At 50.1% G+C, this 25472-nt stretch carries 22 protein-coding genes; 5 read left to right on the forward strand and 17 right to left on the reverse strand.

The features are described 5' to 3' along the window. Positions 1-81 precede the first annotated feature (81 nt). The 4 genes from ACFQNF_RS18590 to ACFQNF_RS18605 form a co-directional block, all read right to left on the reverse strand. Complete coding sequence (locus tag ACFQNF_RS18590) at positions 82-762, reverse strand: hypothetical protein (RefSeq protein WP_380189520.1); 681 nt, start codon at positions 760-762, stop codon at positions 82-84. A 51-nt stretch (positions 763-813) separates the two neighbouring features. Beyond that, the gene (gene hepT / locus ACFQNF_RS18595) at positions 814-1614 is read right to left on the reverse strand and encodes a type VII toxin-antitoxin system HepT family RNase toxin (RefSeq protein WP_380189522.1); all 801 of its coding nucleotides are present in this window, start codon (positions 1612-1614) and stop codon (positions 814-816) included. Between the two features lie 15 nt (positions 1615-1629). Further along, the gene (gene ubiA, locus ACFQNF_RS18600; protein ID WP_380190001.1) at positions 1630-2499 is read right to left on the reverse strand and encodes a 4-hydroxybenzoate octaprenyltransferase; all 870 of its coding nucleotides are present in this window, start codon (positions 2497-2499) and stop codon (positions 1630-1632) included. A 164-nt stretch (positions 2500-2663) separates the two neighbouring features. Then, positions 2664-3182, reverse strand: coding sequence for a chorismate--pyruvate lyase family protein (locus ACFQNF_RS18605; protein WP_380189524.1), 519 nt, complete (start codon positions 3180-3182; stop codon positions 2664-2666). Positions 3183-3278: 96 nt separating this feature from the next. On the opposite strand from ACFQNF_RS18605, the gene ACFQNF_RS18610 reads away from it, so the two are divergent. Next, positions 3279-4058 carry a substrate-binding periplasmic protein gene (locus ACFQNF_RS18610; RefSeq protein ID WP_380189526.1) on the forward strand — a complete coding sequence of 260 codons (780 nt, stop codon included), beginning with the start codon at positions 3279-3281 and terminating at the stop codon, positions 4056-4058. A gap of 11 nt (positions 4059-4069) precedes the next feature. Next, the gene (locus ACFQNF_RS18615; protein WP_380189528.1) at positions 4070-4561 is read left to right on the forward strand and encodes a GNAT family N-acetyltransferase; all 492 of its coding nucleotides are present in this window, start codon (positions 4070-4072) and stop codon (positions 4559-4561) included. Positions 4562-4632: 71 nt separating this feature from the next. Here ACFQNF_RS18615 and ACFQNF_RS18620 read toward each other — a convergent pair whose 3' ends face one another. From ACFQNF_RS18620 to ACFQNF_RS18635, 4 genes are all read right to left on the reverse strand, one after another. Beyond that, the gene (locus ACFQNF_RS18620; RefSeq protein WP_380189530.1) at positions 4633-5385 is read right to left on the reverse strand and encodes a PEP-CTERM sorting domain-containing protein; all 753 of its coding nucleotides are present in this window, start codon (positions 5383-5385) and stop codon (positions 4633-4635) included. A 253-nt stretch (positions 5386-5638) separates the two neighbouring features. Continuing rightward, a complete protein-coding gene (locus ACFQNF_RS18625) occupies positions 5639-6862 on the reverse strand; it encodes a HAMP domain-containing sensor histidine kinase (protein ID WP_380189532.1) in 1224 nt (407 codons plus the stop codon). A gap of 475 nt (positions 6863-7337) precedes the next feature. Then, a complete protein-coding gene (locus ACFQNF_RS18630) occupies positions 7338-8021 on the reverse strand; it encodes a response regulator (protein WP_380189534.1) in 684 nt (227 codons plus the stop codon). A gap of 315 nt (positions 8022-8336) precedes the next feature. After that, entirely contained in the window at positions 8337-8840 is a 504-nt protein-coding gene (locus tag ACFQNF_RS18635) for a Spy/CpxP family protein refolding chaperone (protein WP_380189536.1), read from the reverse strand. Positions 8841-9053: 213 nt separating this feature from the next. On the opposite strand from ACFQNF_RS18635, the gene ACFQNF_RS18640 reads away from it, so the two are divergent. Then, entirely contained in the window at positions 9054-9434 is a 381-nt protein-coding gene (locus ACFQNF_RS18640; protein WP_380189538.1) for a RidA family protein, read from the forward strand. 340 nt (positions 9435-9774) lie between these two features. On the opposite strand, the gene ACFQNF_RS18645 is transcribed toward ACFQNF_RS18640, so the two are convergent. The 5 genes from ACFQNF_RS18645 to ACFQNF_RS18665 are packed head-to-tail and all read right to left on the reverse strand — an operon-like array spanning position 9775 to position 14840. Continuing rightward, a complete protein-coding gene (locus tag ACFQNF_RS18645; RefSeq protein WP_380189540.1) occupies positions 9775-11181 on the reverse strand; it encodes an efflux transporter outer membrane subunit in 1407 nt (468 codons plus the stop codon). Positions 11182-11190: 9 nt separating this feature from the next. Beyond that, positions 11191-12108 (reverse strand): efflux RND transporter periplasmic adaptor subunit, encoded by a 918-nt coding sequence (locus tag ACFQNF_RS18650; protein WP_380189542.1) that lies wholly within the window; start codon positions 12106-12108, stop codon positions 11191-11193. 2 nt (positions 12109-12110) lie between these two features. Then, on the reverse strand, positions 12111-12308 hold the full coding sequence (locus tag ACFQNF_RS18655) for a DUF1656 domain-containing protein (protein WP_046351167.1): 198 nt from the start codon (positions 12306-12308) through the stop codon (positions 12111-12113). Positions 12309-12348: 40 nt separating this feature from the next. Then, positions 12349-14385 carry an FUSC family protein gene (locus ACFQNF_RS18660; RefSeq protein ID WP_380189544.1) on the reverse strand — a complete coding sequence of 679 codons (2037 nt, stop codon included), beginning with the start codon at positions 14383-14385 and terminating at the stop codon, positions 12349-12351. Continuing rightward, entirely contained in the window at positions 14382-14840 is a 459-nt protein-coding gene (locus ACFQNF_RS18665; protein WP_380189546.1) for a MarR family winged helix-turn-helix transcriptional regulator, read from the reverse strand. The genes ACFQNF_RS18660 and ACFQNF_RS18665 overlap by 4 nt, the downstream gene beginning before the upstream one ends. Before the next feature lie 247 nt (positions 14841-15087). Here ACFQNF_RS18665 and ACFQNF_RS18670 point away from each other — a divergent pair, with 247 nt between their 5' ends. Further along, positions 15088-17868 (forward strand): M16 family metallopeptidase, encoded by a 2781-nt coding sequence (locus ACFQNF_RS18670; protein WP_380189548.1) that lies wholly within the window; start codon positions 15088-15090, stop codon positions 17866-17868. Positions 17869-17920: 52 nt separating this feature from the next. On the opposite strand, the gene ACFQNF_RS18675 is transcribed toward ACFQNF_RS18670, so the two are convergent. From ACFQNF_RS18675 to ACFQNF_RS18685, 3 genes are all read right to left on the reverse strand, one after another. After that, positions 17921-18250, reverse strand: coding sequence for a hypothetical protein (locus tag ACFQNF_RS18675; protein ID WP_380189550.1), 330 nt, complete (start codon positions 18248-18250; stop codon positions 17921-17923). A 348-nt stretch (positions 18251-18598) separates the two neighbouring features. After that, positions 18599-21052, reverse strand: coding sequence for an ABC transporter permease (locus tag ACFQNF_RS18680; protein ID WP_380189552.1), 2454 nt, complete (start codon positions 21050-21052; stop codon positions 18599-18601). A 118-nt stretch (positions 21053-21170) separates the two neighbouring features. Next, a complete protein-coding gene (locus tag ACFQNF_RS18685; protein WP_380189554.1) occupies positions 21171-21902 on the reverse strand; it encodes an ABC transporter ATP-binding protein in 732 nt (243 codons plus the stop codon). Between ACFQNF_RS18685 and ACFQNF_RS18690 the strand changes: the two genes are divergently transcribed. Further along, positions 21901-22506: an arylesterase gene (locus tag ACFQNF_RS18690; RefSeq protein WP_380189556.1), complete on the forward strand. Its 606-nt coding sequence runs from the start codon at positions 21901-21903 to the stop codon at positions 22504-22506. The genes ACFQNF_RS18685 and ACFQNF_RS18690 overlap by 2 nt on opposite strands. A 73-nt stretch (positions 22507-22579) precedes the next feature. Here ACFQNF_RS18690 and ACFQNF_RS18695 read toward each other — a convergent pair whose 3' ends face one another. Next, entirely contained in the window at positions 22580-25252 is a 2673-nt protein-coding gene (locus ACFQNF_RS18695; RefSeq protein ID WP_380189558.1) for a TonB-dependent receptor, read from the reverse strand. Positions 25253-25472 lie beyond the last annotated feature (220 nt).

The raw sequence follows: 25472 nt of genomic DNA on the forward strand, positions 1-25472 counted from the left end.
CCCAAAACTGCAGCCAACGCAGCCGTGAATGAAGTGTCAACAGACCCTAGAGCTTGCAGACAAGCTCTAGGCTTAAGTGGTTTATTGCTTGGTATAAAGGCCGCGAGGCATCGCTTCTTGGTCGCTGATGCGCAGGCCTTTTTCTTCTATTTTTAGTTGTAGTTTTTCAAAGGCAGCGGGTCTGGTTTGGTTTTCATCGCTATTTGCAAAAGCGGCAATTCGGTCTTTTTTGCGCTCTGCGGGAATCGCAAACCATTGCCAGTCACTTTTGCTTTTTGCGCCACGTAAACCTGCTCGCATCCATTCCTCGCTATCCGGCATATTAACGATGGCATCACCATTCGCATCGCTGATGGCGGTGAGCGTCTTACCTGTTTTGCTTTCAAACTTTACTTCAATACCGGGTGTCGGCCCAACTCGTGGCACGCCAACGATAGCCACCCAAGTGCCTGTTTTTGCGGGCTTACGGATGCGCATTTCGTCTTCGGTAAATAAGCGAAAGCTAGGGTTTTCTGCGGCAGGGGTGGAGGCGAGCAAAACGTTGCCCTTATCCACTAGCCAAGTGCCTTGGGCGTATTGATCCACCGCGCCATAACTCATCATCCATTGAAATTGACCATCCTTGCCGAGTAACAGCTCGGAGCCCACTTCACGCACACCTTGCAAATAATAATGGCCGGGCAAGTTGTTTACGGGCTTTGTTTCGGCAAAACTGCTGTGCGCCAGACTGCTGAGCATAAGTAAGGTGATGGCTGTTTTCAAGGGAGTATTTCCTTGTGAGCGAGGTGAAGAATGTTATAGATAAGTCACGACTTAGTTTTGCGCATCTTTAAGCAATAAAGCTTGGCTGTACTGCGTAAATTCACCTAAATGCTGGGTGATGATCATGACGGTAATGGGTAGCTGTAAGGTTTGGTAGTCGTGGACGGCGATATTGCGAAAGCCGACCATTTTTTTGAGGCTATCGGCTAAGTTTTGATCGATCCAATGGGCTTGCGCGAGAAGTTCGAATACATCGCGGGCACTTTGGGGTACGCCAAGGCGTTCGCGGCGAATTAAATGCTGGCCCATATCTAGCGCGGCTTCACAGGCTCTTTTTATATTCAAAACTGCAGCATCTTGCCTCGTGAAGTTAGTTGAAAAACTGGCTGGATCTTTGTCGTACTCTTCGCGGGCCCGTGCGACGCAACGCTCAATGGTTGCCGCCCACCCGTCATACACAGTATGTGTTGTATCTACTAATAAAGCCGCACGGGCAGTATCTAAGGCGGTTTTTTCGCTCAGGATAAAGCTCTCGTAAAGCTTGGCTTGCGAATCCACCGCCCATAAGCAGTGGCCGTCATTAATAATTTGATACTGCATTACGGTTGATGCTTGGCGTAAATCGATTAAATCGACATCTTTATTCAGCATCATTGCTAATTCTTGCGCCACATTCCATAGGATGCTCGCATCTGCCGACCCTGCTAGCAGTACGGCTAAATCAACATCACTTGCGGTATGGGCATCCCCCCTTGCTTGGCTAGCAAATAAATATAGCGCCAATAAATTGGGTAGGGTTGAGTGTAGTTTTGCTAATAACTTGCTGTGATCTGTGATTAAAGAAGTGTTCATTTTGTGCCCTGAATCCTATCTGATAGAACTGGACAGCCAATAATCCAGCACCAGCCCGATAAATATCACCGCGCCAATTCGGTTATTACTTAAAAAAGCTTTAAAGCAATCGGCTGGTTCGCGGGCCATGATTTGGCTGTATTGCTGTAGAGCGAGTCCTGCTGAAATCAGTAGGGAAATAAAATAAATGATGCCGCGCTGGCTCTCTAATCCCAACCATGCCATCAGGGCGAGAAAGCCCACAAAGCAGAGCATGATGGCGGCAACGTCGAAGCGGCCAAAGGTGATGGCCGAGGTTTTAATGCCGATTTTTAAATCGTCAGGCCGATCGACCATGGCATATTCGGTATCGTAAGCGATGGTCCATAAAATATTAGCTAGCAGTAAGACCCAAGCAAAGGCGGGCACATCGCCGGTTTGGGCAGCAAAGGCCATTGGGATGCCAAAGCCAAAGGCGATGCCTAAATAGGCTTGCGGCAGTGCCAGAAAACGTTTGGTGAGCGGGTAAGTGCCCGCCAGAAATACAGCGGGTATAGAGAGCAGTAGCGTCAGCCGGTTTAAAGGCAGCACCAGTAAAAATGCGGTGAGGGCTAAGGCACCCGCCAGCAATAGCGCTTCTTTGGGTTTGATTTCACCAGACACTAAGGGGCGGGCATGGGTACGTTCTACATGGCCATCAAAATCGCGATCGCAATAATCGTTAATCACGCAGCCAGCGGCGCGCATTAAAAAAGTGCCTAGGCAAAAAATAACGAGCAGCATCGGGTCGGGGCGGCCATTGCTGGCAAACCATAGCCCCCATAATGTTGGCCAGAGCAGCAATAAAGTGCCGATGGGTTTATCGATACGCATCAGGCGGGCGAAAGCAGGAAGTCGGGATAGCATAGGGTGAGTCAGCTTCAAAAAATGTGCGCTTACTTTGCTGCTGGAAAGCGCTGGCGTCAAGGCTTATGGTCTTTTCGCAAGGCGAAAGTGATTGCTTACATTTTGGGGGTATTTTGCGCTAAAGGCATACTGCTGCCGTGTTTTGGCTAGCCTACCACTCCGTGCTATGTGAATAACGCAGGCAGAAATACTTCGGTCACCAGCAGCTTGTCACTGCCTGCATAAAATACCGAGCGTCTTGCCCAGAGCTTTTGCGGCAATGTGCCGACCGCGGCTTGTGCTTTTTGCCAGAGCGGATGGCGCTGATCGATGCAGCACCAACTTAAGTGAGAGCGGCAGATGGTGGGATCCGCAAAGAGTAATGCGCCTAAAGGGCGGCTGCCAGTGCGGCCAAATAAATGAAATCCTTTGCGTAAAGCAGCGGCGCTGGTGATGCTATGGGCGTAAACCAGCGGGGTGTGTTGGCTTTTCAAAAGTACTTCTCGGCAGGCAATTTGGGCTTTGCCTAGGCAATCTGCCTCGTCTAGATGCGCTTTTTGCCAGCCTTGAAACAGCACTTTGACCGAGATCTCAGGAAAATGCGCCATCAGCATGGCGGTAAGAGAGCCGCGTTCGGTAAGCCAGGGGTGTAAAGGGCGGGGAGCAAGGCAGAGCGGGGTGCGCCAGTATTGCGGCAAAGACATAAAAATGGCCAGGGTGAGCAGAGGCTAGATTATAAGCAGTGTCAGCTTGCTTGTGTGAAGGGGGTTTTGTTCATTTGAAGCTGCTAAGCTAAAGGCATGAAGAGCATAACGCTGATTATCGTTGGTTTGGCTTTAATATTAGCAACGGGCGCGCAGGCACGCGTCACGCTGCGTATCGGGGTTAATCAGCAGTCATCCCCTCCATATATTATGGGTGATAGCTTGCAATTGCAGCCCTTGCCGGGGATTGCGATTGAGCAAATTCGCTCAGTGGCAGGGCGCTGTGATGTGCTGCTAGAGCTGGAGCGCTTACCTCCTTTACGTTTATTAAATAGTTTAAAAACCAATTTGGTGCAGGGCGTGCTGATGCTCTCTTATACCGAGGAAAGGGCCGATTTTGCGGTATATCCAATGCGGGGTGAAGTGCCCGATCATGGGCAGCGCTTAACCACGCTGAGTTATTCTTTTTTTGTAAATAAACAATCGAAACTCACATGGGATGGCAAGGCGTTTAATGATTTGCAGAATAAGGTGGGGGTTAATTTGGGTTGGTCGGTGATTAAAGATTTAGAGCGTTTAACGATTCCTTATGAAGCGGCGCTGAGTGTTGAAAATAATTTTGCAAAATTAAATGCGGGCCGCATCGATGCCTATGCCACCCAGCAGAATGTGGGGGAGGCCTTTTTATTGCGAAATAAACATTTAAAAGTGAAAAGATTAGATCCGGAAATTAGCAAGAAAGATTATTTTTTAATTTTTAGTAAAGATTTTTATGCAGAGCACCCTAAAGTCAGCGCGTGCATTTGGAAAAGCATTGGCGATGAGCGTGAAAAACTTTTAAAAACCCGCATGCCTGCTTATCTTCAGGCAGATTGAGAAGAGTACTGATGAATATTGTTGCAATGGATCGAGCGTTATTTACCCAGTTTTGGCCGGTTTTTTCTGCTGTTATTCAAGCAGAAGAAACCTATGCATTTGACCCCGATTTAAACGAGCGGCAAGCATTTGAGCTGTGGTGCACATTGCCCGCCGAGACTTATGTGGCAGTAGAAGAGGGCATTGTGCTTGGCTCTTATTACATTAAAGCCAACGCCAGCGGGCCGGGCGCTCATGTAAGCAATTGCGGCTATATGGTGGCAAATGCCGCCAGAGGCAAAGGCGTGGCCAAAGCGCTATGCCAGCATTCACAGCAGCGTGCTTTGGCGCTGGGTTTTAAAGCCATGCAATTTAATGCTGTGGTTTCAAGCAATACCGTGGCGGTGGCGTTGTGGCAAAAGCTGGGTTTTGAAGTGGTGGGCAGGGTGCCTAAAGCTTACCGGCATAAGCAGCTGGGTTTTGTGGATACGCTAGTGATGTATCAATGGTTGGCTGCGGATTGAGCTACGGTAGGAGCCAACTTTAGGACGGGTGCAAACTTTGGCATGCACCCGTTTTCAAAATACAGCCTGCTTTACACTCGCAGCTTACGGCGGCGGGTGAGTAAAGCAATCATGCCCAGCCCCATCAGCGCGTAGGTTTCAGGCTCTGGTACGGGGGTGATGGTTTTACCGAAAGAGCTGGTATTGGCGGCCAGATTGGCAAAGTTGCCATTGCCTAGATCAGACCAGTTGCCTGTGTTATTGACCAGCGTTTTGTAATCGCTCATCTGTGCCTGGCCAGTGCGTAAACCGGTGTATTCCGCGAAATCAGAACCATTTTTTAGCCGGATTGCACCATTGCCAATCGATAGGCCGGTATTTGTTAAGCCGCCTTCTGCACTACTGAAAGCACCAGTAGAAATCGCTGCTAGGAAAGTAGTGGGGGCAGTGGCTGAGGTGCCGAGATAGGCATAAACCGTTTCGGCAGATTGGCTTAGCCCAAAGTTATTGCTGCCAGATACATTGCTGCGGCTGAATAAACCTAAGGAAGACGAGAGCTTACGTGCATCATCTGTAGCACTAAAGCGAATCACCGTGCCTGCAGCGATGCTTGCAGAGCCGCTTAGCCATTGATGAAAGCTCTCGCCTTTATTAAAGCCAGCGCCATTCCATTCATTATCTGTGAAATAGATTTTGGTATTGGCTGCGATATCAACAAAAGTGGCCATGGCCCAGCCGTCTTCATCGGCATTAAAAGTAGTGAAAGCCATATCGCCGCTAGCCAGACCGGCGTGGCTAGCGGCAGAGATGGCTAAAGTCAGCGCAAGGAGTGAGGATTTCAGCATGTGGATGGCCTTACAAAAATTTTTGCGATTAAGAGAAAGCGTGCCGGGGCAAGCTTTTGGCCCTATATAAACTGATATCCACTATGCGGAAAGCATGTGACTTGGTCGTGACGATTCGGTGATGCCTTTGTGAAGGCGATGCAGAATGTGTGTTGGCTTATTTTAAGCGGGCGAGCAGGTGCAAAAGCAAGCAGACGCTACGCTTCAGAAGCGAGGGCTTTTGTTTAGAAAATGGCGGGATATTTATTGCAGATTAAGCTTGAGTGCTTCTTTTTAAACTCACTTTAAAACAGCTGCCTCCGCTTGGCGGCGATTGATATTCAACGCTTCCAGCATGATGCTCGGCAATCCGTTTAACCAGCGCCAGCCCCAAGCCATGGCCGCCTTTGCCCTCGGGTGTGCCGGGCGGGCGGTAAAAAGGCTCAAAGATATGTGGCTGGGCAGCGGCTGCAATGCCAGCGCCCTGATCACAAATGTAAAGCCGCACCCAATCGGCCTCAATATCAATGCGGATACTTAATGGCGCGGCGCCATAGCGGTTGGCGTTTTCTAATAGGTTACGAATTAAGCGTTTTAAGAGGCGCGGGTCGGCTTCGATCTCGGTATGAGGGCCAGCTACGCTGGCTGCATAAGGCGCGGCTTCAATCTGGCATAGCTCAAGCAAATCAAGGCGCTGGGTTTGCAGGCTTTCTGGCCTTGCATCAAGGCGGCTCATCAGCAGGATTTCTTCGACCAGCTCATTAAGCTCGCTGATATTCTGGCTGAGTTCTTTCTGCAAATGGACGGGGGCATGATCGCCCAGTAGGGTGGCGGCCATTTGCAAGCGAGCCAGTGGTGAGCGCAATTCGTGCGAGGCATGGGCGAGTAGGTTTTTATGCGCGTTCAGCAGCTCGGCAATTTGCCCGGCAGCACGGTTAAAGTGAATCGATAGCCGCGATACTTCGTCTTTGCCATGCACCGGCAACCGCACCGAAAAATCCCCTTCGCCCAAGGCATCCAGCTGATTAGCGAGCGCTTCTAAGCGGCGGCTGAGCTTACGCGCCAATGGAATCGCCGCGATGGCAATGGCAAGAGCCAGCATGGCAAAGCCTGCCAATAGGCCGGGGCTTTTTTCCCTATGCGCCGGGCGGCCAATCAGAATCAGGCGCTGGTCGGGTAGGCGTAATTGAAAAATACGTGGTTTGCCCCGCCTTAATTCCAAAGGCTCTCCCACGCTGGCAATCATTTGCCCGTTCGCTGCATAAAGGCTAATCGGGATATCGAATTCCTGAGTCAGCTGAGTAAATGCAGCTGCTTGTGTGCCGATAGGCCGATCAGCAGGTGGAAGCGCAGCCGCCAGCAAATTGGCGGCGCCATGGATTAATCGTCTGGGCGGCGGATCGTCATGCCATTGATAAAGCAGCCCCGCAAGCAGCGCAAATAAAACCAGGCTGCCGACCACGGTAAAGTAAATCTGCCAGTAAAGCTTATGCCGCACGAGGAGTCCTTTAAGGCTAAAGAAGTAAGGCGCTTAAGGTGCTATGCCTGTTGATGTTGTCATTTGCTGCTGATATTACGGAGTAAAACCCAAATCTTGAAACACGGAGGACACAGAGGACACGGAGTTTCACGGAGAAAAACAGTTTTTGAATTAAGGTGTTTCAATATCCTCTAAGCATAATAATCTAGGCTTTATCATGGCACGGTACGTGGCACGGGGCTTAAGTCACCCCTTGAAGCACGCCGAAGCGAGGAATAAGCGGCTCGGGGTTTCGGCAAAGGGGTAGCGAGGCAGCGAGCGAGCAGCCTTTGTCGCCGAGCTGATTATCCGCAGTGAGGGGCCTTCGTGCTGGTCGGGGCGGCCTTCTTTGCTTCCTTTCTTGGCCGTACAAGAAAGTGAGTCCCCCGCGGGGATACCGCACCAAAATCAACGTGCCGAAGGCACTAAAAAGAGAATGACGACGGAGCATCAATTAATCCTCTGTTTTAGCAAACACATAGCCCACGCCGCGCACGGTGATGATGCGTTTGGGGGCTTTGGAATCGTCCCCAATCGCGGCGCGGAGTTTGGAGATGTGTACGTCGATGCTGCGATCAAAGGCTTCCAGCGTTTCACCGCGTACCTGATCTAAAATTTGTTCTCGGCTCAGCACCTTACCGGCGTGGCGGGCAAGGCACAGCAGTAAATCGAATTGGTAGCTGGTGATGGCGCACGCTTGCCCCGCAACCATTACGCTGCGGGCATCGGCGTCGATTTCTATCTTGCCAAAGGTGAGCAAGCTGCTGTCAGTGCTGTTTTGGCGGCGCAAGATGGCGCGTAATCGGGCGAGTAGTTCTCTTGCATCAAAGGGCTTGGCAAGATAATCGTCGGCTCCTAATTCCAGCCCTACAATCCGATCGGTGACATCGCCTCTGGCGGTAAGCATCAGAATGGGCAGCGGCTGGGTCTGGCGAATCTGCCTGCATAAATCAAGGCCGTCTACATCGGGCAGCATTAAATCTAAAATCAGCGCATCAAAGCTGCGGCTGGCAAGGGCTGCTAAGCCGCGTTTACCATCGTGCGCCACGTCCACCGCAAAGCCTTGCAGCCGCAAGTATTCGGCTAGCATGGCGGTAAGGCGCTCGTCGTCGTCGATGAGTAAAAGCTGCTTGGACATGAGATTCCTGTGGTTGGATTAATGCTGGCTTATTGGTGTTTTAAATGACGTCATTCCCGCATGACTCTAGCAGCCTGTCGGACTTAAGACTGATCTACTGCGGAAAAGCCGGATTTGGCCATATTTCACGCATTTTCTCGTTGAATAGCCAGCTATTCGCCTCAAAAATGCATGAAATCTGTCTCAAGCCGGACCTCCCCTCGCTACGATCGCTTAAGTCCGACAGGCTGCTAGCGGGAATCCAGCTGTGCTGCTGGATCCCCGACTAAAGCACTCGGGGATGACGGCGTATTTAGAGCGCTAAGCCAAGTTTGCTTAACCGTGCTTACGGCCTTTTCTATCCATTTTTTCTACCAGTTTAAGCCTTTGTTCCGGAGTCAGAATTTTGCTGGCGTCGCTAAGGATCGCTGTCAGTTTACGGGATGATTCATCCATTGCCTTAATCTTGGCTGCGCGCAGTGTTTCTAGCTGTGCGGTGTCTACCGTAGTTTGGCTTAAGGCTTTGCGCAGCTCATCTTTATCAGCATGCATCGCGATCCGTTGCGTTTTCATTTCTTTAAAGGCTTGCTCGGCAAGTTGATTCAGTTGGGCTTTTTGCGCATCTGTTGCGCCTACTTCTTGCAACGCTTTATCTAAACGGCCCTGCATCATTTTGTGCATTTGCTCAGGATTGCCGTGACGCATACCGGGCCTGCCACCGCAATTGTCAGGTGCTGCTGCGTAAGCTAAACCGCCTAAAGAAAGCCCCATTACAGCAATAATAGCTGCACGGCGTTTCATCTGGCGATGTTGAAATTTGGCTTTAAGTGCGCTGAACATGGTGATTTCCTTGAGAGTAGTTTGGCTTTGCAAGATGGCTTGCAACAACTGCAGAATAGTTGACCGAGGTAAAGCGCATGTGTTGTTTGTGTAAAGTTATGTGTAGTAGCTGGCGTTCTTAACTCATTGGGTAACCTTCACTTAAGCCGCGCCGCTTGGGGTGTTATCATTGTCTATACAGCATTAATTTTTATTTTGACTAAAGGACACTCCATGAAAGACCTGAACACCAGCAATGCCCCAGCCGCCATCGGTCCTTATGTACAAGCTAAAGATATTGGCCAGCTGGTTTTTACTTCTGGCCAATTGCCTATTGATCCGGCTACAGGCGAAATGCCAGCAACAGCTAGCGCACAGACCACTCAGTGCTTAGCCAATGTAGCGGCAATCTTGCTTGAAGCGGGCTTGAACGCATCAAATATCATCAAAACCACGGTATTTGTAAAAGACTTAAACCATTTTGCCGAAGTCAACGAAGCGTATAGCCGTTTCTTTGAAGGCACAGGCAGCTACCCAGCACGCAGCTGCGTAGAAGTCGCGCGTCTGCCAAAAGATGCCATGGTTGAAATTGAAGTGATCGCACTGCGCGCTTAAGGTTTTTGGTTCTCTAAAAGCATCTGGCTCTATGTGGTTTATTTTTACGGCGTAACTATCGCTTGGTTACGCCGTAACTCATTGGAGGGGACTTTTTTTAAGTGTAGCTAGTTGACGCGCATTGTCACCCAAAGGTAATCCGACCTTAAAAACATTGTTAGCCGTTTTAAAGACAGTAGGCATGCGGCTTTCTGTTGAGCCAGAGCAGCACGCCCACGTTTAATAGCAAAGGCAATGCCTTATTGCTTGGCAGCATTACGCCGTATGACCGTGACGGACACACGGCGCAATGCGTCTTTATAAAGCCTCAGATTTATTGTGTCTTAACAGCCCATAAAACTTATTCCTCCCATCCCCCGCCTAAAGCCATAAACACCGCAATCTGATTACTCGTGAGTGCGGCGTTCGAGCTGGCGAGGGCACTTTCTGCACTGGCTAGGCTGCGGTTGGCGTCGAGTACGGTGAGATACGATGTTTTCCCTGATTTATAGAGTTGTTGCGCTTGTTTGGCTGCTTCGGTACTGGCCGCTTTGGCGTTGGTCAGCGCTGCATTGCGGTCTAGCTCCCTTGCGTAAACGGTGAGGGCGCTTTCTACTTCTCTTAGGGCGGTGAGCACGGTGGAGTCGAACTTCGCCAATGCACCATCTGCACCCGCTGTGGCCGCTGCAATTCTGGCGCGGGTTGCGCCCGTATTGGGAATGGTCCATGAAATCAGCGGGCCGATGCCCCAGCGCATGGTGTTGCTATCGCCAAATTGATCTAAAGCGCCGGTGGATCCTGCGGTTAATCCTAGACTGATGCTCGGGTAAAGATCGGCCGTTACCACGCCAATGCGGGCGGTGGCTGCGGCTAGGCTGCGTTCGGCTTGGCGGATATCCGGGCGGCGGCGCAGTAAATCACTGCCTTTACCGCTAGGAATCGTGCTGGCGAGTTGTGGTGTGGTATTGCACTGCAAAACTGACGCAGGCAAGACCGATTCGATGGCTTCAGGCACATGACCGGTGAGTACGGCAAGGCGGTACATCGCGATACGGCGCTGTGCTTGCAGGGGCGGCAGGGCTGCTTGCAACTGAGCCAATTGCCCGCGTGAACGCACTACATCTAAGGATGTGCCTCGGCCTGCTTTAAATAGCTTTTCATCCAAACCCAAACTTTGCTTTTGCAAGCTGACCGATTGCTCAGCCACTTGCAGCTGCCTGCCCGATGAGCAGATATCGGCAAAGGCACGGGTGGTTTCGCCTGCAACAGAGACGCGGACTAAATCATAAGCCGCTTTGGCAGCTTCGCTATCGGCTTGTGATGCTTCAATCCCTCTACTGATTTTGCCGACCAAATCAAATTGGTAAGACACGCTTACGCCGGTGTCGTAGCTAAAATCGTCGTCCAACGCTTTGGGTAAACCTTTGGCGGCAGCAGAAGGGCGGCCATAGCCAGGAGCAAGGCTCATGCCGATATTGGGCGATTGCAGGCTCTGTGCTTCACCCAATAAGGCGCGGGTGCGGGCGAGATTAGCGGCGGCTTGGCGTAAATCGGTGTTGGCGGTAAAGGCCTGCTCAACCAGTTTATTGAGTGCAGGCTCACGGTAAAGCTGCCACCAGTTTTTAGGCAGGGTTGCTTCGCTTTTAGCGTCTAAAAAACCGCCTTGTGCGGCGCTGCTATCTACTTTGCTATCCTTCGGGCCTTGGTAATCAGGGCCAACGGCCGCGCAGCCCGCCAAGGCAATTATGGCGAATAAAGGTATTTTCATGATCATCTCTTATTTCTTTGCTGCAGGCTGGGAGCTTGCAGTTGCCGCTGGCCCTGCGGCCTGATGCTTCTTGTCTGCAGGCTGGACTTTAACCGTCACCGTTTGCCCTGCCACCAGATGGATTTCGCTTGGAACTTGATCGATGGCCACGCGTACCGGAATACGCTGGGCTAAGCGCACCCAGTTAAAAGTGGGGTTGATATTGGGCAAAAGATTGCTGCTGGCACCGCGATCCCTATCCGCAATCCCTGCGGCAATGCTTTCTACATGGCCTTTAATTTCTATTTTTTGCCCCATGATATTCATGGTGACGGGGGCATTTAATTTTATTTTCCCCAGTTTGGTTTCTTCAAAATAACCTTCCACATAGAAGGAATCCCGATCAACCAGTGCCAGTGTGGGTCTGCCAGCGGTAGCAAAGCCGCCTTTTTGCAAATCCAGATTGGTAATCACGCCATTTACCGAGGCGTAGACGCGTGAGCGTGCCAGATTAAGCTTGGCTACTTCATGATTAGCTATGGCCTGGGCTAGCGCGGCTTGCAGGGATTCAACTTTTGAAAGGGTTTGCTCGATGCTTTCTTGAGAAATAATGCCGCCGAGTGATTTGTTGCGGCTGGCTTCTCGTTCCGCTTGCTTTAAAGCGCTGCGCTGCGCTTGTACGGCCGCTTCGGCTTGGCGTAACGAGAGTGCAAAGCGTTCCCTGTCAATTTCAAATAAGAGCTGGCCTGCTTTCACTTCCTGATTATCACGCACGGCCACCGCGGTGACCTGGCCGCTCACATCGGGAGCCACTTGAATCACTTGTGCGCGCACGCGGCCATCCCTTGTCCAGGGCTCTACTTCATAGTGATTCCATAAACGCATGCCGATAAAAATGGCAGCGGCCACTACGGCTAAGGTAATCAGAATCTGGATTATTTTTTTCATTTTTAACTCGATAGAAGCGTGTTGATAAGGCCTAAAAGGATGACGTAGAGTGCCGTATCAAACAGCGCTGGGTGCCATACCCAGTGATAAACGCCAAGCCGCTGAAAAACCCAGCGGGTGAGCCAGTAAGGTAGAAAGGCCAATATGCTGAGCACTAAGAGCTGCGGCATAAACAAGCCAAACAATTCAATTTCCATCATTGCTGAGGCTCCTGAGCGGGCCGAAAACAAGCAAGGTTAATCATGGTTTTTCGTCCTGATGATTGGGCAGGGCTATGGCTTGTTGCGATAAGTCTGCGATGGGTTGATGAGATAAATTTGCTACGGTATCTGGGAATAAATCACGACGGATGCCGACTAAGGCGGCAATCAAGGCAAGCTGCGCCGCCGAGGCGGTTTCCTGAATGGCCCCACGCAAGGTGCTATCTAATTGGCTAAGTAGATTCGTAGAAGGGATCGCCTGTTTGGCGCGGCCTGCAAAGTATTGCGATAGCTGCGTGAGCAGTGGCTGAATATGCAAGGGCAACTGATCCTGGTGCTGAATCAAAATGGTCATTTCGTGGCCGATGCGTAAATCATTGAGCACGCTGGCGGCAGGGGAGGGATCGCTCAGGGTGGCTAAGCGCGGCGCAAGTAAACCTAGCCTGTCTATCATGCGTGAGGCAAAGGCTTTATCGGGTGTTGCTGCCTTGCCAAGCTTGGCTAAATCTTGCCAGCCGGCAAGTAATAGGCGATTAACGACCCACTCACCTGATAAAGATCGAATAAGCCCCGTTACAACAAGGGCACTGGCGATGCCTGCTAATTCACCAAATTTATTATTTAAAAAGGTATTCATATCGGCCATTGCGGTGTCTTGCAAAGCCAGTGTGCTAGCCAGCACCAAGGTAATCATCAGTGCAGGAAAAGCACTGGCTGGCCGCATCATAAAAATGCCTAAAATAAAAAACACAGGGAACATCAGCATCGCCAGCATGCCAAAACTATGGGTGGCGGGTAGCGCCACCAACAGATAAAAAGCAGAGAGGGGAATGGTAACTACTGTCAGAATAAAAGTAGCTTTAATGGCGGGGGCAGGATCATCCAGCGCGGCAAAAAGCGAGCAGGCGATGGCCGCCATGACCGGTGCCATCATGCCCGATGGCCATGCGGAGGCAATCCAGAAAGCGCCGCTAAGGGTAATGGCCAAAAAGGCCGTAAGTGCCGATCTAAAGGCAAGGCCTCTGTCTCGGTGCAGTTTATCGGTATTGGTTTTGATCAGAATTTTTTCTAGATCAGCGCTCAGTATCGAGGATGACTGATTCATCGCACGGCGAATCTCTGCTGCATGAGTGCAACACTGAATCAGCGCCGTAAGCCGCGTGCCCAAATTAATCAGCAGCACATCTTGCCAGGTACTTTGCGCGTTGGCCTTGGGATTGATCGCAGCAATTTCTGCATAAAGCGCATCGGCCTGTGCGGCATCGGTACCCGCTTCAATCCAGGCGGCGATACGATTGAGCAGAGCCTGCCACTCTGGGGGGATCTCGCCCAGTGCCAGCTTACGGTCTTCAATGGCGTAAAGCAGCGGCAGCGCTAGGGCGAGTTGATCGCATAGGCCATTGACTAGTCTCGAGGCCCAGCTCAGACGCGAGGTATCAAAGGGCAGGTGGGTGGCTAAAAGGCGCAGTTCAGAAATGGTGCCGGCCATTTTTCGTCGATCGCTATCGTTATCTTTGCTGCTTTTTAAAACATCAAGTATCCATGTTCTTGCTTTATCCCGTGCTTCATCAATCCGTGCCAGCAAGTTAGGGCCGACGGGCACAGGCAGGATCAGGCTGTGAATCAGCGTGGCGCAAACAATGCCCAAGGTGATTTCTTCTACGCGGGCAAGGGCCACATCAAAAATAGCCCCCGGCATGCTGACGCTGGGAAAGCCGATCAAGGCACAGGTATAGCCTGCCAACAAAAAGGTATAGCTGCGCGGGGTGCGATCAAGCAAAGAGACGTAGATGCAAAGGCTGATCCATAAGGCGAGCGCTAGCAGCAGTAATTCGGGCGAATTGACTAAATTGGGCACAAGCAGCAGCGCGACAACCGAGCCCAGCACCGTGCCAATCACGCGATAAATGGCTTTAGAGCGCACCGCCCCCGAAAAAGGGTGAGCCACAATATACGCCGTGAGCATAGCCCAGAATGGCCGGGGCAAATCCATGCTAAAAGCGATATATAGCGCCAGCATGGCGGCAGCAAAGCTTTTGAGCGAAAAAGATATTTCGCCAAATGTGGGCAATTTCACGCGGCTTGCTCGCTTAAAAACTGTTCCAAAGAAAGCCGTATATGGCTAAAAATACGGTTGCAGGCTTCTAAGTCTTCTACGGGCAAGGCAGAAAAAACGTGGCTTCTTAGCTCGGCAAGCAGGATCTCGATTTGCCCGGCATGCTGGCGTCCCTCTTTCGTTAAACAGAGTATTTTGGCCCGCCGATCTAAGGGGTCTTCCGTGCGTAAAACAAGCTGATCGGCCACAAGTCGATCAATCACGCGGATTAAAGACGCGGCTTCTATCCCCACCATTTCGGCCAGCACACCGTGGCGGATGTCTTTATTGCGGCCGATTAAGACCAGAGGCCAGGCACTGGCGAGGGTTAAACCGCAGCGATGTGCGCACTGATCTACTGCACTGCGATACAGGCGTGAGAGCTGGGTTAGCTCGTTAGGGAGCGAGATACTCAGCTGGTTTTTAATGGGATCCATGTATTTATCTCTATGGCTAATAGTTAGCATGGTAGCTAATTACTTGGCATTTGGCTTTCCCACTATTGCCATGCCCTGAAAAGCGGCTTATCCCTATACTAAAAAAGAAGCATTATTAGGTTTTACAAGTTTAAGTATTGTTTGAGCCCGTTAATTGCTTTCAATTTATGCTTAAGTATGGACATAATTAAGTAAGTTATTGCTTTGTCATGATGTGCCACTTATCTTTTCTAACAAGATGGAAACTATGAAGCTACCTCGCCTGACGTTTTTAAGCTTAGCGCTTGCCCTTGCCTTTCTTCCTTCCATTAGCCCGGCGGCGGCTTCTGCAAACAGCAGTGCCACTGCTTCAGGTTTGAAACTGATTCGTTCTGTAGAGGGAATGAATGAATATGAGCTTAGCAACGGCTTAAAAGTATTGCTGGTGCCCGATGCCAGCAAACCCATCACAACGGTGAATATCACTTACCGTGTGGGCTCTAAGCATGAAAACTACGGCGAAACGGGCATGGCCCACCTGTTAGAGCATTTAATGTTTAAAGGCAGCAAGGCGCATCCAAGGCTGTGGGAAGAAATGAGCCAGCGCGGCGTGCAATTTAATGGCACCACATGGCTGGATCGCACCAATTATTACGAGACCTTTGCCGCTAAACCAGAGACGCTGGAATGGGCGATCTCTATGGAAGCCGATCGCATGGTGAATTCGCGCATCTCGGGTGATGATTTAAAAACCGAGTTTTCCGTTGTGCGCAATGAAATGGAAAAAAACGAAAACTCGGCTTCACGTATTCTGATTCAGCGCATCTTATCTGCGGCTTATCAATGGCATAACTACGGTAAAGATACGATTGGCGCGCGTACCGATGTAGAAAACGTCAATATCAAACGCCTGCAAGATTTTTGGCGAAAGTACTATCAGCCGGATAATGCAGTACTGGTGGTAGCGGGCTCTTTTGATACCCTGCAAACGCTGAAATTAATTGAAAAGAAATTCGGTGTTATCCCTCGCCCTAAACGCATTATTGAAAACACCTACACTTTAGATCCTGCGCAAGATGGCGAGCGCAGCGTGGTGATTCGCCGCGTGGGCGAGAGCCAGTTTGTGGGCGCGGCCTACCATACTGTGCCAGCGGCGCATCCTGATTATGCTGCGTTTGAAGCGCTCTCTATTATTTTGGGCGATACGCCTAATGGCCGTTTATATAAATCACTCGTAGAAAGCAAATTAGGTACCGGCGTATTTTCATGGTCGGCCAATTTGGAAGAGCCGGGCTTTATTCTGTTTGGTGTGGAATTACGTAGCGAACAGAATGCCATATTGCCGCTAGAGAAAAACGATCAAAGCATCATTATGGCAAAGAAAGTGTTGCTTAATACAATTGAAGATCTGGCAAATAATCCGATTAGTGATGAAGAGCTTGCCCGTGCTAAAACCAAGATAGATAGTGATATGGCTAAAGTATTTAATAACCCGGAGCAATTGGGTGTGGCCTTATCTGATTATATTGGCAATGGCGATTGGCGTTTATTATTTTTATTAAGAGACCGGGTCAAAGCCTTAAGCAAAGCCGATGTGCAGCGTGTGGCGCAAACCTGGTTAAAATCCAGTAATCGCACTACGGGCGAGTTTATTCCTGAGGCTAATCCACAGCGCGCACCTCTGCCTGCTAAAGTTGATTTGGACGAACAAATTAAGCAGTTTAAGCCCGGTGTTGCGATGGCCGAAGGCGAACGTTTTGTTGCCTCGCCAGAAAACATTGATAAGCGCACGCACAGCGGCCAATTTGCCAATGGCATGAAATACGCTTTTCTGTCTAAATTCACTCGCGGTAATACAGTATCGGCCAGTTTGTCATTGAATATGGGTAATGAAAAAAATCTGCATGGCAAAACACTGATTGCAGGTTTAACCGCTGAAATGCTTGATCGTGGCACTCAGAAACTAACGAGCAAGCAATTTGCTGAGCAATTAGATCAATTACAAGCCAAATTGCAAATAAGAGGTGATGTTAATCAGCTCTCGATTTATGTAGAAACGGTAAAAGATAAATTACCTAAAGTATTGAATTTGGTTAATGACGCTTTACGCCAGCCTGCATTTGATGAAGCTGAATTTTTATTGCTGATTAATGAAGAATTGGCGCAGCTGGAATCATCGCGTAAAGAGCCGCAAGCCATTGCTTCTGATTTGCTAAAAAGCCATTTAAATACTTGGCCAGAAGGTGACCCGCGTGCTTATATCAGTCTTGAGCAGCAAATTACTCAAGTAAAAGCCGCTAAACTCGCAGATCTTAAAGCGTTTTGGGCAGAGTTTTACGGAGCCAATCATGCTGAAGTTGCTGTAGTGGGTGATTTTGACGAAGCAGCGATTAAAGCCCAGCTAGCTAAGCAGTATGGCAGCTGGAATGCCAAGCAAGATTACGCTCGTTTAGATGAGCCTTTTCAGCCGAATAAACCATTAGATATTAAACAGCCTACACCTGATAAAGCCAATGCCTTTTTTATTGGCCGCATTGCACTGCCTGTAGGTGAAGCGCACGCTGATTACCCGGCGCTAGCTTTTGCTAATTACCTTTTAGGCGGCAGTATGAATTCCAGAATTCTGGAGCGTATTCGCCAGAAAGATGGCATTAGCTACGGTGGCGGCTCGAACCTACAAGTTTCTAGTCAGAATGAATCAGGTAGTTTCTTGACTTACGCAATTTACGCACCAGAAAACCGTGCCAAACTAGAAGCAGGCATTCGTGAGGAAATTGAGCGGGTGCGCAAAGATGGCTTTACTGATGTGGAAATTAAGCTAGGTAAAGAAAGCTTTGTGCAGCAAATGCAATTATCGCGCACTCAGGACGGCAGTTTAGCGGGCATTCTGGCCAGCAATTTATACTTGGGCAGAACGATGCAATTTAGCGCAGATTTTGAAACCAAGTTAAAAGCCTTAAGCCCGGCACAGGTTAAAGCGGTGATGGTGAAATACATCGACCCGGCAAAATTATCTGTGGTGTATGCAGGAGATTTTAATAAAAAGTAAGCCATCAATCTGATGGGCAAAAGCCGACGTGCAATGCGTCGGCTTTTTTTATTTAAAAAAATATCGTATAGACAAACATCAGGCCCAGCGTCCATTTAATTGCCAATATAGTAAGAAATAGCGCGTCAAAAATCCATACGTCGTCGAGTGGAATAGCATGGCGCGAGCTGGTGGAATAAACCAGATCGGTAATGCCATTGGCTTCACTATTGAAAATGCCAATAAACATACCGGGATAGCGATAATACTGTTCCCGCCAGCGTTTCTCGTCTTCTAAGACAAACTCCGGGTAGTGGCGAAAGATAAGTGCTCTGGCGCGATGAAAAAGCTCGGCATAAAGAACGCCTAAGGCCAGCATAGTAAACATAAGAAACAAAGCCATGATGTCACCCGCATTGCTGTTTTAAATTCAGCATAGCCTTTGATTACTTGGGTGCAATTTTTTCAGATGGGGAGAATCAAGGGGGACAGCTGACGTGGGATTGATTCTGGGGTGTTGTAAGTAACTGTAAGAATGTAACTCGAAATCAATCCCAAATTAACTCAACTTGTAAAAGTAGGGCGTACTCGAAGCTATCGCTGAGCGACAGTTTTTAGTCGCTCAGCGATAGCGCAGTACGCCTTAGTGCAGGAAAAACCAGTTTGGTGGTCTGCCCTGTTAACGGCGCACTGCGCTTCGCTTCGAGTACGCCCTACTTTGTATTCAGGTAGTTTGATAAGAGCCAGATCCTTACCCCGCATCCCTTAGCAAAACCATAGGCGATGTTTTGCTGAGTTTATGTAAACGCCTGAGCACGGCGAGAGCGGTGATGACGGCCCCAGCCAGCAGGCTGGCAAAAGGCAGCCAATAGTTAAAGGCCACAGGCAGCTCGAGTAATTCCTGGCCAATCACTACGCCGCCAATACTGGCCATCAGCCCCGCGATTAAGCCTGCAATGCCGCCAACCAGCAGGCTTTCTGATAGCCACACGCTGCGCAGTTTCTTCGAAGTTGCGCCTAGTGCGCGCAAAATGGCGGCTTCTCTGGCGCGTTCAGACTCGGTGGTGTCGAGCGCGGCAAACAGCACCGTTACCCCCGCTGCGATGCAGAATAAAAACACCAAGCGCAGCGCTGCCGCAGATAAATCTAAAATCCGCCGTACTTCGGCCAGCACTTGGCCCACGTCAATAATCGTGACGTTCGGCAGCGCTTGCACTAGCTCGGGCACGATGGTTTTTTGCGCCGCACTCAGATGAAAGCTGGTGATCAGGCTGGTGGGTAAATCGGCGACAAGCGCCTTGCTGGCAACCACAAAGAAGTTGACGCGAAAGGAATCCCAATTGACTTCGCGTAGATTCACTACCGGTGCGGTGACTGTGGTCCCCGCAATATCAAAGCTCAGCATATCGCCTAGTTTGATATTTAAAGTGGTGGCGAGTTTGGCCTCTACCGAGAAACCGGGCTGGCTATCATTAAGCGGCTTACCTGCAACAATGCGGTTGTCCGCACTCATAATATCGCCCCAAGAGAGATTGAATTCGCGCTCTGCTAGGTGCTTTGCTCTGTCTTCCTGAAAGTTTTCTGGTTTGATGGCTTGCTTGTTTTGCATGGTCCAGCGGCCACGAATCATGCTTTGCAGTGCGGGTACGGGCATGTGTCGATTAATAAAGCGTTGTTCAAATTGCGCTGCTTGCTCGGGTTGAATGTTCACTGCGAAATGATTGGGCGCATCGGCTGCCACACGGCCTTCCCATGTTTTAAGTAAATCGCCTTCCACCACGGTAAGCAGCCAGATGCCTAAGAGGCCAATCGCCAAAGCACCGAGCTGGGCAAAGGCGAGGCCAGGGCGGCGCAGCAACTGGCGTAGCGCCAGCTTAATCGGGTGTTCTGGCAAGATACGCGGCAAGAGCCAGAGCAAGCCAAGGCCGCTGCCGCCAGCGAGTAACAGCGTTGCAGCTATCCCCGCGCCGACCATCAAAGCTAGCTTGGCTTCCGCAGCAATCCACCAGAGCAGCAGCAACAGCGCTAAAAAGGTGAGTGCCCATTGTAAAATCAGGCTGGCTTTGGGTTCTAACTCATGGCGCAACACGCGTAGCGGCGGGGTATTCGCCAGCGCCAGCAGCATCGGCCCCGCACTGCCCATCAGCAGCACCAAGCCGAGTAAAGAGGCAACAAGCCAAGGTAGTAAAGTGCCATCGGGTAAGGCGGCAGGCAGTCTGTCCTGAATGCTAAACACCAGCAGGCTTTGCGCGCCCCAGCCCAGCAAGCCGCCAATCAGGCTTGCAGCCAGCGTAAGCAGGGCCAGTTGCGATAGCAGCAGGGTGCGCACCGTGCCACGGCTGGCTCCCAAGGTACGTAGCAGGGCAACGGTATCAAAATGGCGGGTGGCAAAACGGCGCGCCGCCAGCAAAATCGCCATGGCGGCTAGGCAGCCTGCAAGTAAGGATGTGAGGCGCAAAAAGCGCTCGGCACGCTCTAAAGCGGTTTTTACTTCGGGGCGGGCATCGCGCACGTCTTCTAGCTTTTCGCCCCGTAAGAGCTTGGGCTGCACCGCCTGATGCCATGTGGTAATGGTGGCGGGCGGGCCAGCAATAAGTAAGCGATATTTCACACGGCTGCCAAAACCAAGTAAGCCACTGGCGGCTAAGTCTTGCTGATTAATCATTAAACGAGGCTGCAGGCCAGAGAAATCCATGGCGGCATCGGGCTCGCGCTCAATCATGGCGGCGAGTTTCAGCTTGAGCTGGCCGACTTCCAGTGTGTCGCCCAATTTAAGCTTTAAAGTGGCCGCCAGTCTTGCGTCAGCATAGGCAGTGCCCGCCTCTGGTGCGGTGCTGACATGGCCATCAGGCGCGAGTTTTAATTGCCCGCGCAAAGGATAGGCATGGCTAACGGCCTTGACTGACGACAGCATCACTTGGCCATTAAAGCCCGCCATGCTAGGAAAAACAGCGGTCTCTGCGGTATTTAAGCCAAGGCGCTCTGCCTGCTGTTTGTAGCTTGCGCTGAGGGCGTGATCTGAGCTGATCACGGCATCCGCTGCCAGTAGATCATTCGCTTCTAGCGCCAGCAGCTTCTCCATCCTTGCTGACAACAGCCCCACGGCGGTGAGGGCAGCAATGGCAATGATCAGCGCCGCTAAGAGGGTGCGATATTCACCGGCCTGAAAGCTGCGGTAAAACAAACGCCAATTGAGTTTGTGCATGGGGTTTTCCATTAATGCAAATCGTCGGTGTTGTTATGGGACGGTCAAATTTTTTCTGAGGATCTGATGTGGTTCAAGATGTAGCTCTCTAATAAGGCAAGCGCGGCAGTCTCTTTATTCAGACATTTTGTTCGTGGCGGACGATGGGGCTTGCTTCCGGCGATCTTGAAAACTCGATCTGCGTCCCAGCAGAAAGCCTTAACTGCCAGCCGCAACGCGCCGCGAGTTTTTCATCGTGGGTGACAAGTACCAACGTGGCCTTGGTTTCCTCATTCAGTTGAAACAGCAAGTCGGCAATGGCCATGCCCGTAGCAGCATCTAGGCTGCCGGTTGGCTCATCTGCAAAAAGAATTTGCGGATTAGACGCAAAAGCACGCGCTAAGGCGACACGCTGCTGCTCGCCCCCTGACAATTGCCTTGGCGTATGTTCTAGGCGATGACTTAAACCCACGCGTTCTAGCCATTCTGTAGCACGGGCTGCGGCGTCTTTTTCACCTGCTAATTCCAACGGCAACATGGTATTTTCTAAGGCAGATAGCTCGGGTAACAGTTGAAACGATTGAAAGACAAAGCCAGAAACTTGCCCGCGCAGCTCGGCCCGTTGATCTTCGTTTAAGCTGCCTAAATCCTTACCTGCCAGCGTAATTTGCCCACGCGAGGCCTGATCCAGCCCTGCTAATAGGGCCAGTAAGGTGGATTTTCCCGAACCTGAGCTACCCACAATGGCAAGACTGGCTCCCGCTGGCAGAGAAAATTCAATATCATGTAAGAGATCAAGTTTTTCGACCGCGGTGCTGACTGTCTTACCCAGACCGCGCACGGCCAGCATTATTTCTGAGGGATGATTCATGTGGCGTTTCGTATCCGTATTGGGTTTGAGTGTGTGTATGGCGTCGGCGCAGGCCGCAGCGCCTTTAATTTTAGTATTTGGCGATAGCCTGTCTGCTGGCTATGGCATTGCAGCCCATGCTGCATGGCCTGCATTATTAGATAAAGATCTGGCTAAGCAAGGTAAAGCATGGCGGGTGGTGAATGCCAGTGTGTCAGGAGAAACGACTGCCGGAGGGCTTACAAGGTTCCCGCAGGCACTTAAAACACATCAGCCAAAAATGGTATTGCTGCAGCTTGGGGCCAACGATGGCCTGCGTGGCTTGCCGCTGGCGGATATGGAAAAAAACCTAGGCAGTATGATTAAAATGGCTAAAGCCAGCGGTGCCAAAGTGCATCTGATCGGCATGCAAATGCCGCCTAATTATGGTGCAAGCTATACGCAAGGCTTTGCCGCGATTTATCCAAGGCTTGCCAAGCAATACAGTATCAGCTTAACGCCATTTTTACTCGCACCTGTCATTAAAAACACCACGCTCTTTCAGCCCGATCAGCTTCACCCTAAGGCTGAAGCACAGCCTTTATTGATGAAAATGGTGGAAAAAGATTTGGGGAAATTGATTTAGTCTTTGGACCAAAACAAAAAGGGCAGAGTCATGCAGACTTTGCCCTTTTTGTATTTACAGCTTTAAAACCGGCTTAGAACTTGTAATTCGCCTTGGCATACCAGCTACGGCCACTTGGGGATGTGTACTTAGGATCGAAACCCACTTGGAAGTGATCGGCCTGATTGGTGAAAGGTGGATCGGTATCAAACAGGTTTTTCACACCTAAAGTCAGCTCAATGCTTTTGGTACGGTATGTGCCTTGTAGGCCCCAAGTGCTATAAGCCTCAACGGTGCGATTGACTTGAGATTCAACGCCGGTTTTAGGGTCTTTGTAGGTGATTTGGTTTTGGTCGATATAGCTGGATGTCAGGTTGTTTGTTAGTGATGCACCCCATTCGGCCATATTCCAAGACAGAGACAGATTGTGTCTCCAGCGCGGGTTCATGCCTAGGTCGATATATTGACCAACGCTATCAAAGAAATCGCCATTCTTTTCGCGCTGATATTCATTGCTAATGGTGTATGTACCCTCTACACCCAAGCGGAAAGTGCCGTATTCCGTTTTAGGCGTTGCAGCAAGGAAAGATACATCAAGGCCATCGGTACGTAATTCGCCCAGATTCTGTGATTTAGAATCTACGTAGTCGATCAGACCAGGCAAGCCCGCTGCAATATCGGCTGCGGTGCGTGCTTTACGTACTACTTTATCTTTGTACTTGGCGTAGTTATCAAAGACAGTCGCATCTGATATCACATCAATTCGGTCTTTGATATTGATATTCCAGTAATCAATACCTAAGGAGATATTTTTAACTGGCTCAACTAAAAAGCCAAAAGTGTAATTGGTGGATAATTCAGGTGTCAGTGCTTTGCTGCCACCTTGCACTAGATTCAATTGTAAATTGCAATCTAGTGGGCTCTTGGTGGCCGCGCAGCGTTCCGGATCGTCGTAGCTACCACCGGTATTGGTTTTGCTAGTCGGGCGATTTAAATCATCCAGTGTGGGCGCGTGATAACCCGTGCTGATCGAGCCGCGCAACACCACTTCATCAATCGGCTGATAGCGAAAGCTCAGCTTAGGATTGGTGGTGCTGCCCATATCGTCGTAATGGTCGTAACGCAGTGCCGCTTGTAATTCCAGGTTTTTCAGGATGGGCACAACCATTTCGGCAAAACCGGCATAAACCAGGCGTTCGCCCTTGGTGGACTGGCGGTTACCACCGCCACCTAAAATATCACCCCCCGATAAAATGGCTTCAGGTGTAAAGGCGTAGGTTTCTTTACGCACATCTCCACCAAAAGCAAAACCCACTTTACCGACATCTAATTCATAGATTTCTTTAGAAAACTGAATATCAGCTGATTTATTGGTGGTTTCACCGCTTTGCACTTTGCCGGTGATTTTAGTGGCTTCCAGTGCGGCTTTTCCTGCTGCATCTTGCGGGCCGAATGGATTAATCACCCCGCTCATCATGGCAGGCAGTAATTTACTTTCATATACCCAGCCATTGGTATATTTATCTTCGGTTTTATTGGATGCATAAACTAAGGCGCCACGATAATCCCAACCAGCTAGTTCGCCTTCGGCACCCACAATAAAGCGGTGTTGATCAGAGGTGGCTTCGTTGGTGCGTGGCCCCAGATCAATCCCGCGCCATTGCAGTTTTAAATCACCCAGTGTGCCTTTGTATGGATCGTATTTGCCATTGGCGGGATAAAGTAAGTTATCGCCATTAAATGTTGTGGCGCTTGAAACTGGCACAGGGGAAGAGGAATAAGTCCCTATATTGCGGGTAAACAGATAATCGGCAAAAACCTGAGCGCTGTCATTGATTTTAAAAGTGCCCTTGCTATAGAAGGAGAGGCGCTCTTGCGGCGAAACAATATCAATAATACTTGCGTAATCAAAACGGCAATTACCACCAGTGGCAAAGTTTGGATTTGCCACTGGTAGTGATCTAGGCTGATCACAGCCCGTTAAATAGCCAACATTAACTGGTTTGCCACCTGGACCATTGAGAATAGTGGCTGGAAAAGTATTGGCTGATGTTTTATTGATTTCTTTATCGGGGATATATGATGTTTTGGAGTAGCTGCGATCTTTAGCGGCCAGCGCTTCTTGTTTGGAGACATCTAGCGCCATAAAGACGTTGTAATTGTCTTCGTCTAGGTTGCCGAAACCAAAGCTAAAGTTAGCTTTTTTGACGTCGCCACCACCGTCAAAGGTTTGCTCAAGGCCACCGCCAATTTCTGCACCAACAAAGTTTTTCTTCAAAATAAAGTTCATTACGCCGCCGATTGCATCGGTGCCGTAAACCGCAGAAGCGCCATCTTTTACAATTTCAACCCGGTCAACTGCGCCAAGCGGGATGGAGTTCAAATCGACGCCTGCGCTATCAAAAGCGTAGTTCGCCATACGGCGGCCATTCACCAGAATCAGCGTTTTGGATGTGCCTAGGCCGCGTAAGTTGGCCCCAGAGAAACCGGGCTTGCCTGAATCGCCCACGGCTTGCGCCTGCGCATAGCCATTATTGCTGGAGGCTAGGTTATCAACCAGCTCGGCCACGGTGGTGGCACCGGTTTTGGCAATTTCTTGGCGGCTCATCACCTGTACAGGGGTTGCGCCTGTTTTAGCGGTGCGTTTGATATTGGAGCCTGTGACTTCAACGCGTTCAACTTTGTTGACGGTTTCTGCTGCTTGCGCATGGATTACTGCGCCTGCGCCTATCATCGCGATGGCTATGGTGAGTCGTTTCATCTTCATAAAAGGCTCCGTGTGTTTTAAACGATTTTTCGTATTTGTTTTAGTGACAAGCGGCTTGCTGGCTAAAAATTAGCAGGTGGTATTATTTACAGTGTAACGATATGTAACCATTTGACCGAAACAGAACACTTGGAGTGAAGCGATGGTGGCAGGGTAGAAATGGGAGGGGAGAGTGTTTTTTATACGTGGTTTTTTGTAAAAAATATGAAAGATTTAGCTG

The sequence above is a fragment of the Iodobacter arcticus genome, from assembly GCF_042664895.1.
Taxonomy (GTDB): domain Bacteria; phylum Pseudomonadota; class Gammaproteobacteria; order Burkholderiales; family Chitinibacteraceae; genus Iodobacter; species Iodobacter arcticus.

Bases quoted from the DNA above. Each gene is read 5' to 3' on its own strand.
- hepT (WP_380189522.1), bottom strand. From the start codon at position 1,614: ATGAACACTTCTTTAATCACAGATCACAGCAAGTTATTAGCAAAACTA.
- ubiA (WP_380190001.1), bottom strand. From the start codon at position 2,499: ATGCTATCCCGACTTCCTGCTTTCGCCCGCCTGATGCGTATCGATAAA.
- ACFQNF_RS18605 (WP_380189524.1), bottom strand. From the start codon at position 3,182: ATGTCTTTGCCGCAATACTGGCGCACCCCGCTCTGCCTTGCTCCCCGC.
- ACFQNF_RS18610 (WP_380189526.1), top strand. From the start codon at position 3,279: ATGAAGAGCATAACGCTGATTATCGTTGGTTTGGCTTTAATATTAGCA.
- ACFQNF_RS18615 (WP_380189528.1), top strand. From the start codon at position 4,070: ATGAATATTGTTGCAATGGATCGAGCGTTATTTACCCAGTTTTGGCCG.
- ACFQNF_RS18620 (WP_380189530.1), bottom strand. From the start codon at position 5,385: ATGCTGAAATCCTCACTCCTTGCGCTGACTTTAGCCATCTCTGCCGCT.
- ACFQNF_RS18630 (WP_380189534.1), bottom strand. From the start codon at position 8,021: ATGTCCAAGCAGCTTTTACTCATCGACGACGACGAGCGCCTTACCGCC.
- ACFQNF_RS18635 (WP_380189536.1), bottom strand. From the start codon at position 8,840: ATGTTCAGCGCACTTAAAGCCAAATTTCAACATCGCCAGATGAAACGC.
- ACFQNF_RS18640 (WP_380189538.1), top strand. From the start codon at position 9,054: ATGAAAGACCTGAACACCAGCAATGCCCCAGCCGCCATCGGTCCTTAT.
- ACFQNF_RS18645 (WP_380189540.1), bottom strand. From the start codon at position 11,181: ATGAAAATACCTTTATTCGCCATAATTGCCTTGGCGGGCTGCGCGGCC.
- ACFQNF_RS18650 (WP_380189542.1), bottom strand. From the start codon at position 12,108: ATGAAAAAAATAATCCAGATTCTGATTACCTTAGCCGTAGTGGCCGCT.
- ACFQNF_RS18655 (WP_046351167.1), bottom strand. From the start codon at position 12,308: ATGATGGAAATTGAATTGTTTGGCTTGTTTATGCCGCAGCTCTTAGTG.
- ACFQNF_RS18665 (WP_380189546.1), bottom strand. From the start codon at position 14,840: ATGGATCCCATTAAAAACCAGCTGAGTATCTCGCTCCCTAACGAGCTA.
- ACFQNF_RS18670 (WP_380189548.1), top strand. From the start codon at position 15,088: ATGAAGCTACCTCGCCTGACGTTTTTAAGCTTAGCGCTTGCCCTTGCC.
- ACFQNF_RS18675 (WP_380189550.1), bottom strand. From the start codon at position 18,250: ATGGCTTTGTTTCTTATGTTTACTATGCTGGCCTTAGGCGTTCTTTAT.
- ACFQNF_RS18680 (WP_380189552.1), bottom strand. From the start codon at position 21,052: ATGCACAAACTCAATTGGCGTTTGTTTTACCGCAGCTTTCAGGCCGGT.
- ACFQNF_RS18690 (WP_380189556.1), top strand. From the start codon at position 21,901: ATGTGGCGTTTCGTATCCGTATTGGGTTTGAGTGTGTGTATGGCGTCG.
- ACFQNF_RS18685 (WP_380189554.1), bottom strand. From the start codon at position 21,902: ATGAATCATCCCTCAGAAATAATGCTGGCCGTGCGCGGTCTGGGTAAG.
- ACFQNF_RS18695 (WP_380189558.1), bottom strand. From the start codon at position 25,252: ATGAAGATGAAACGACTCACCATAGCCATCGCGATGATAGGCGCAGGC.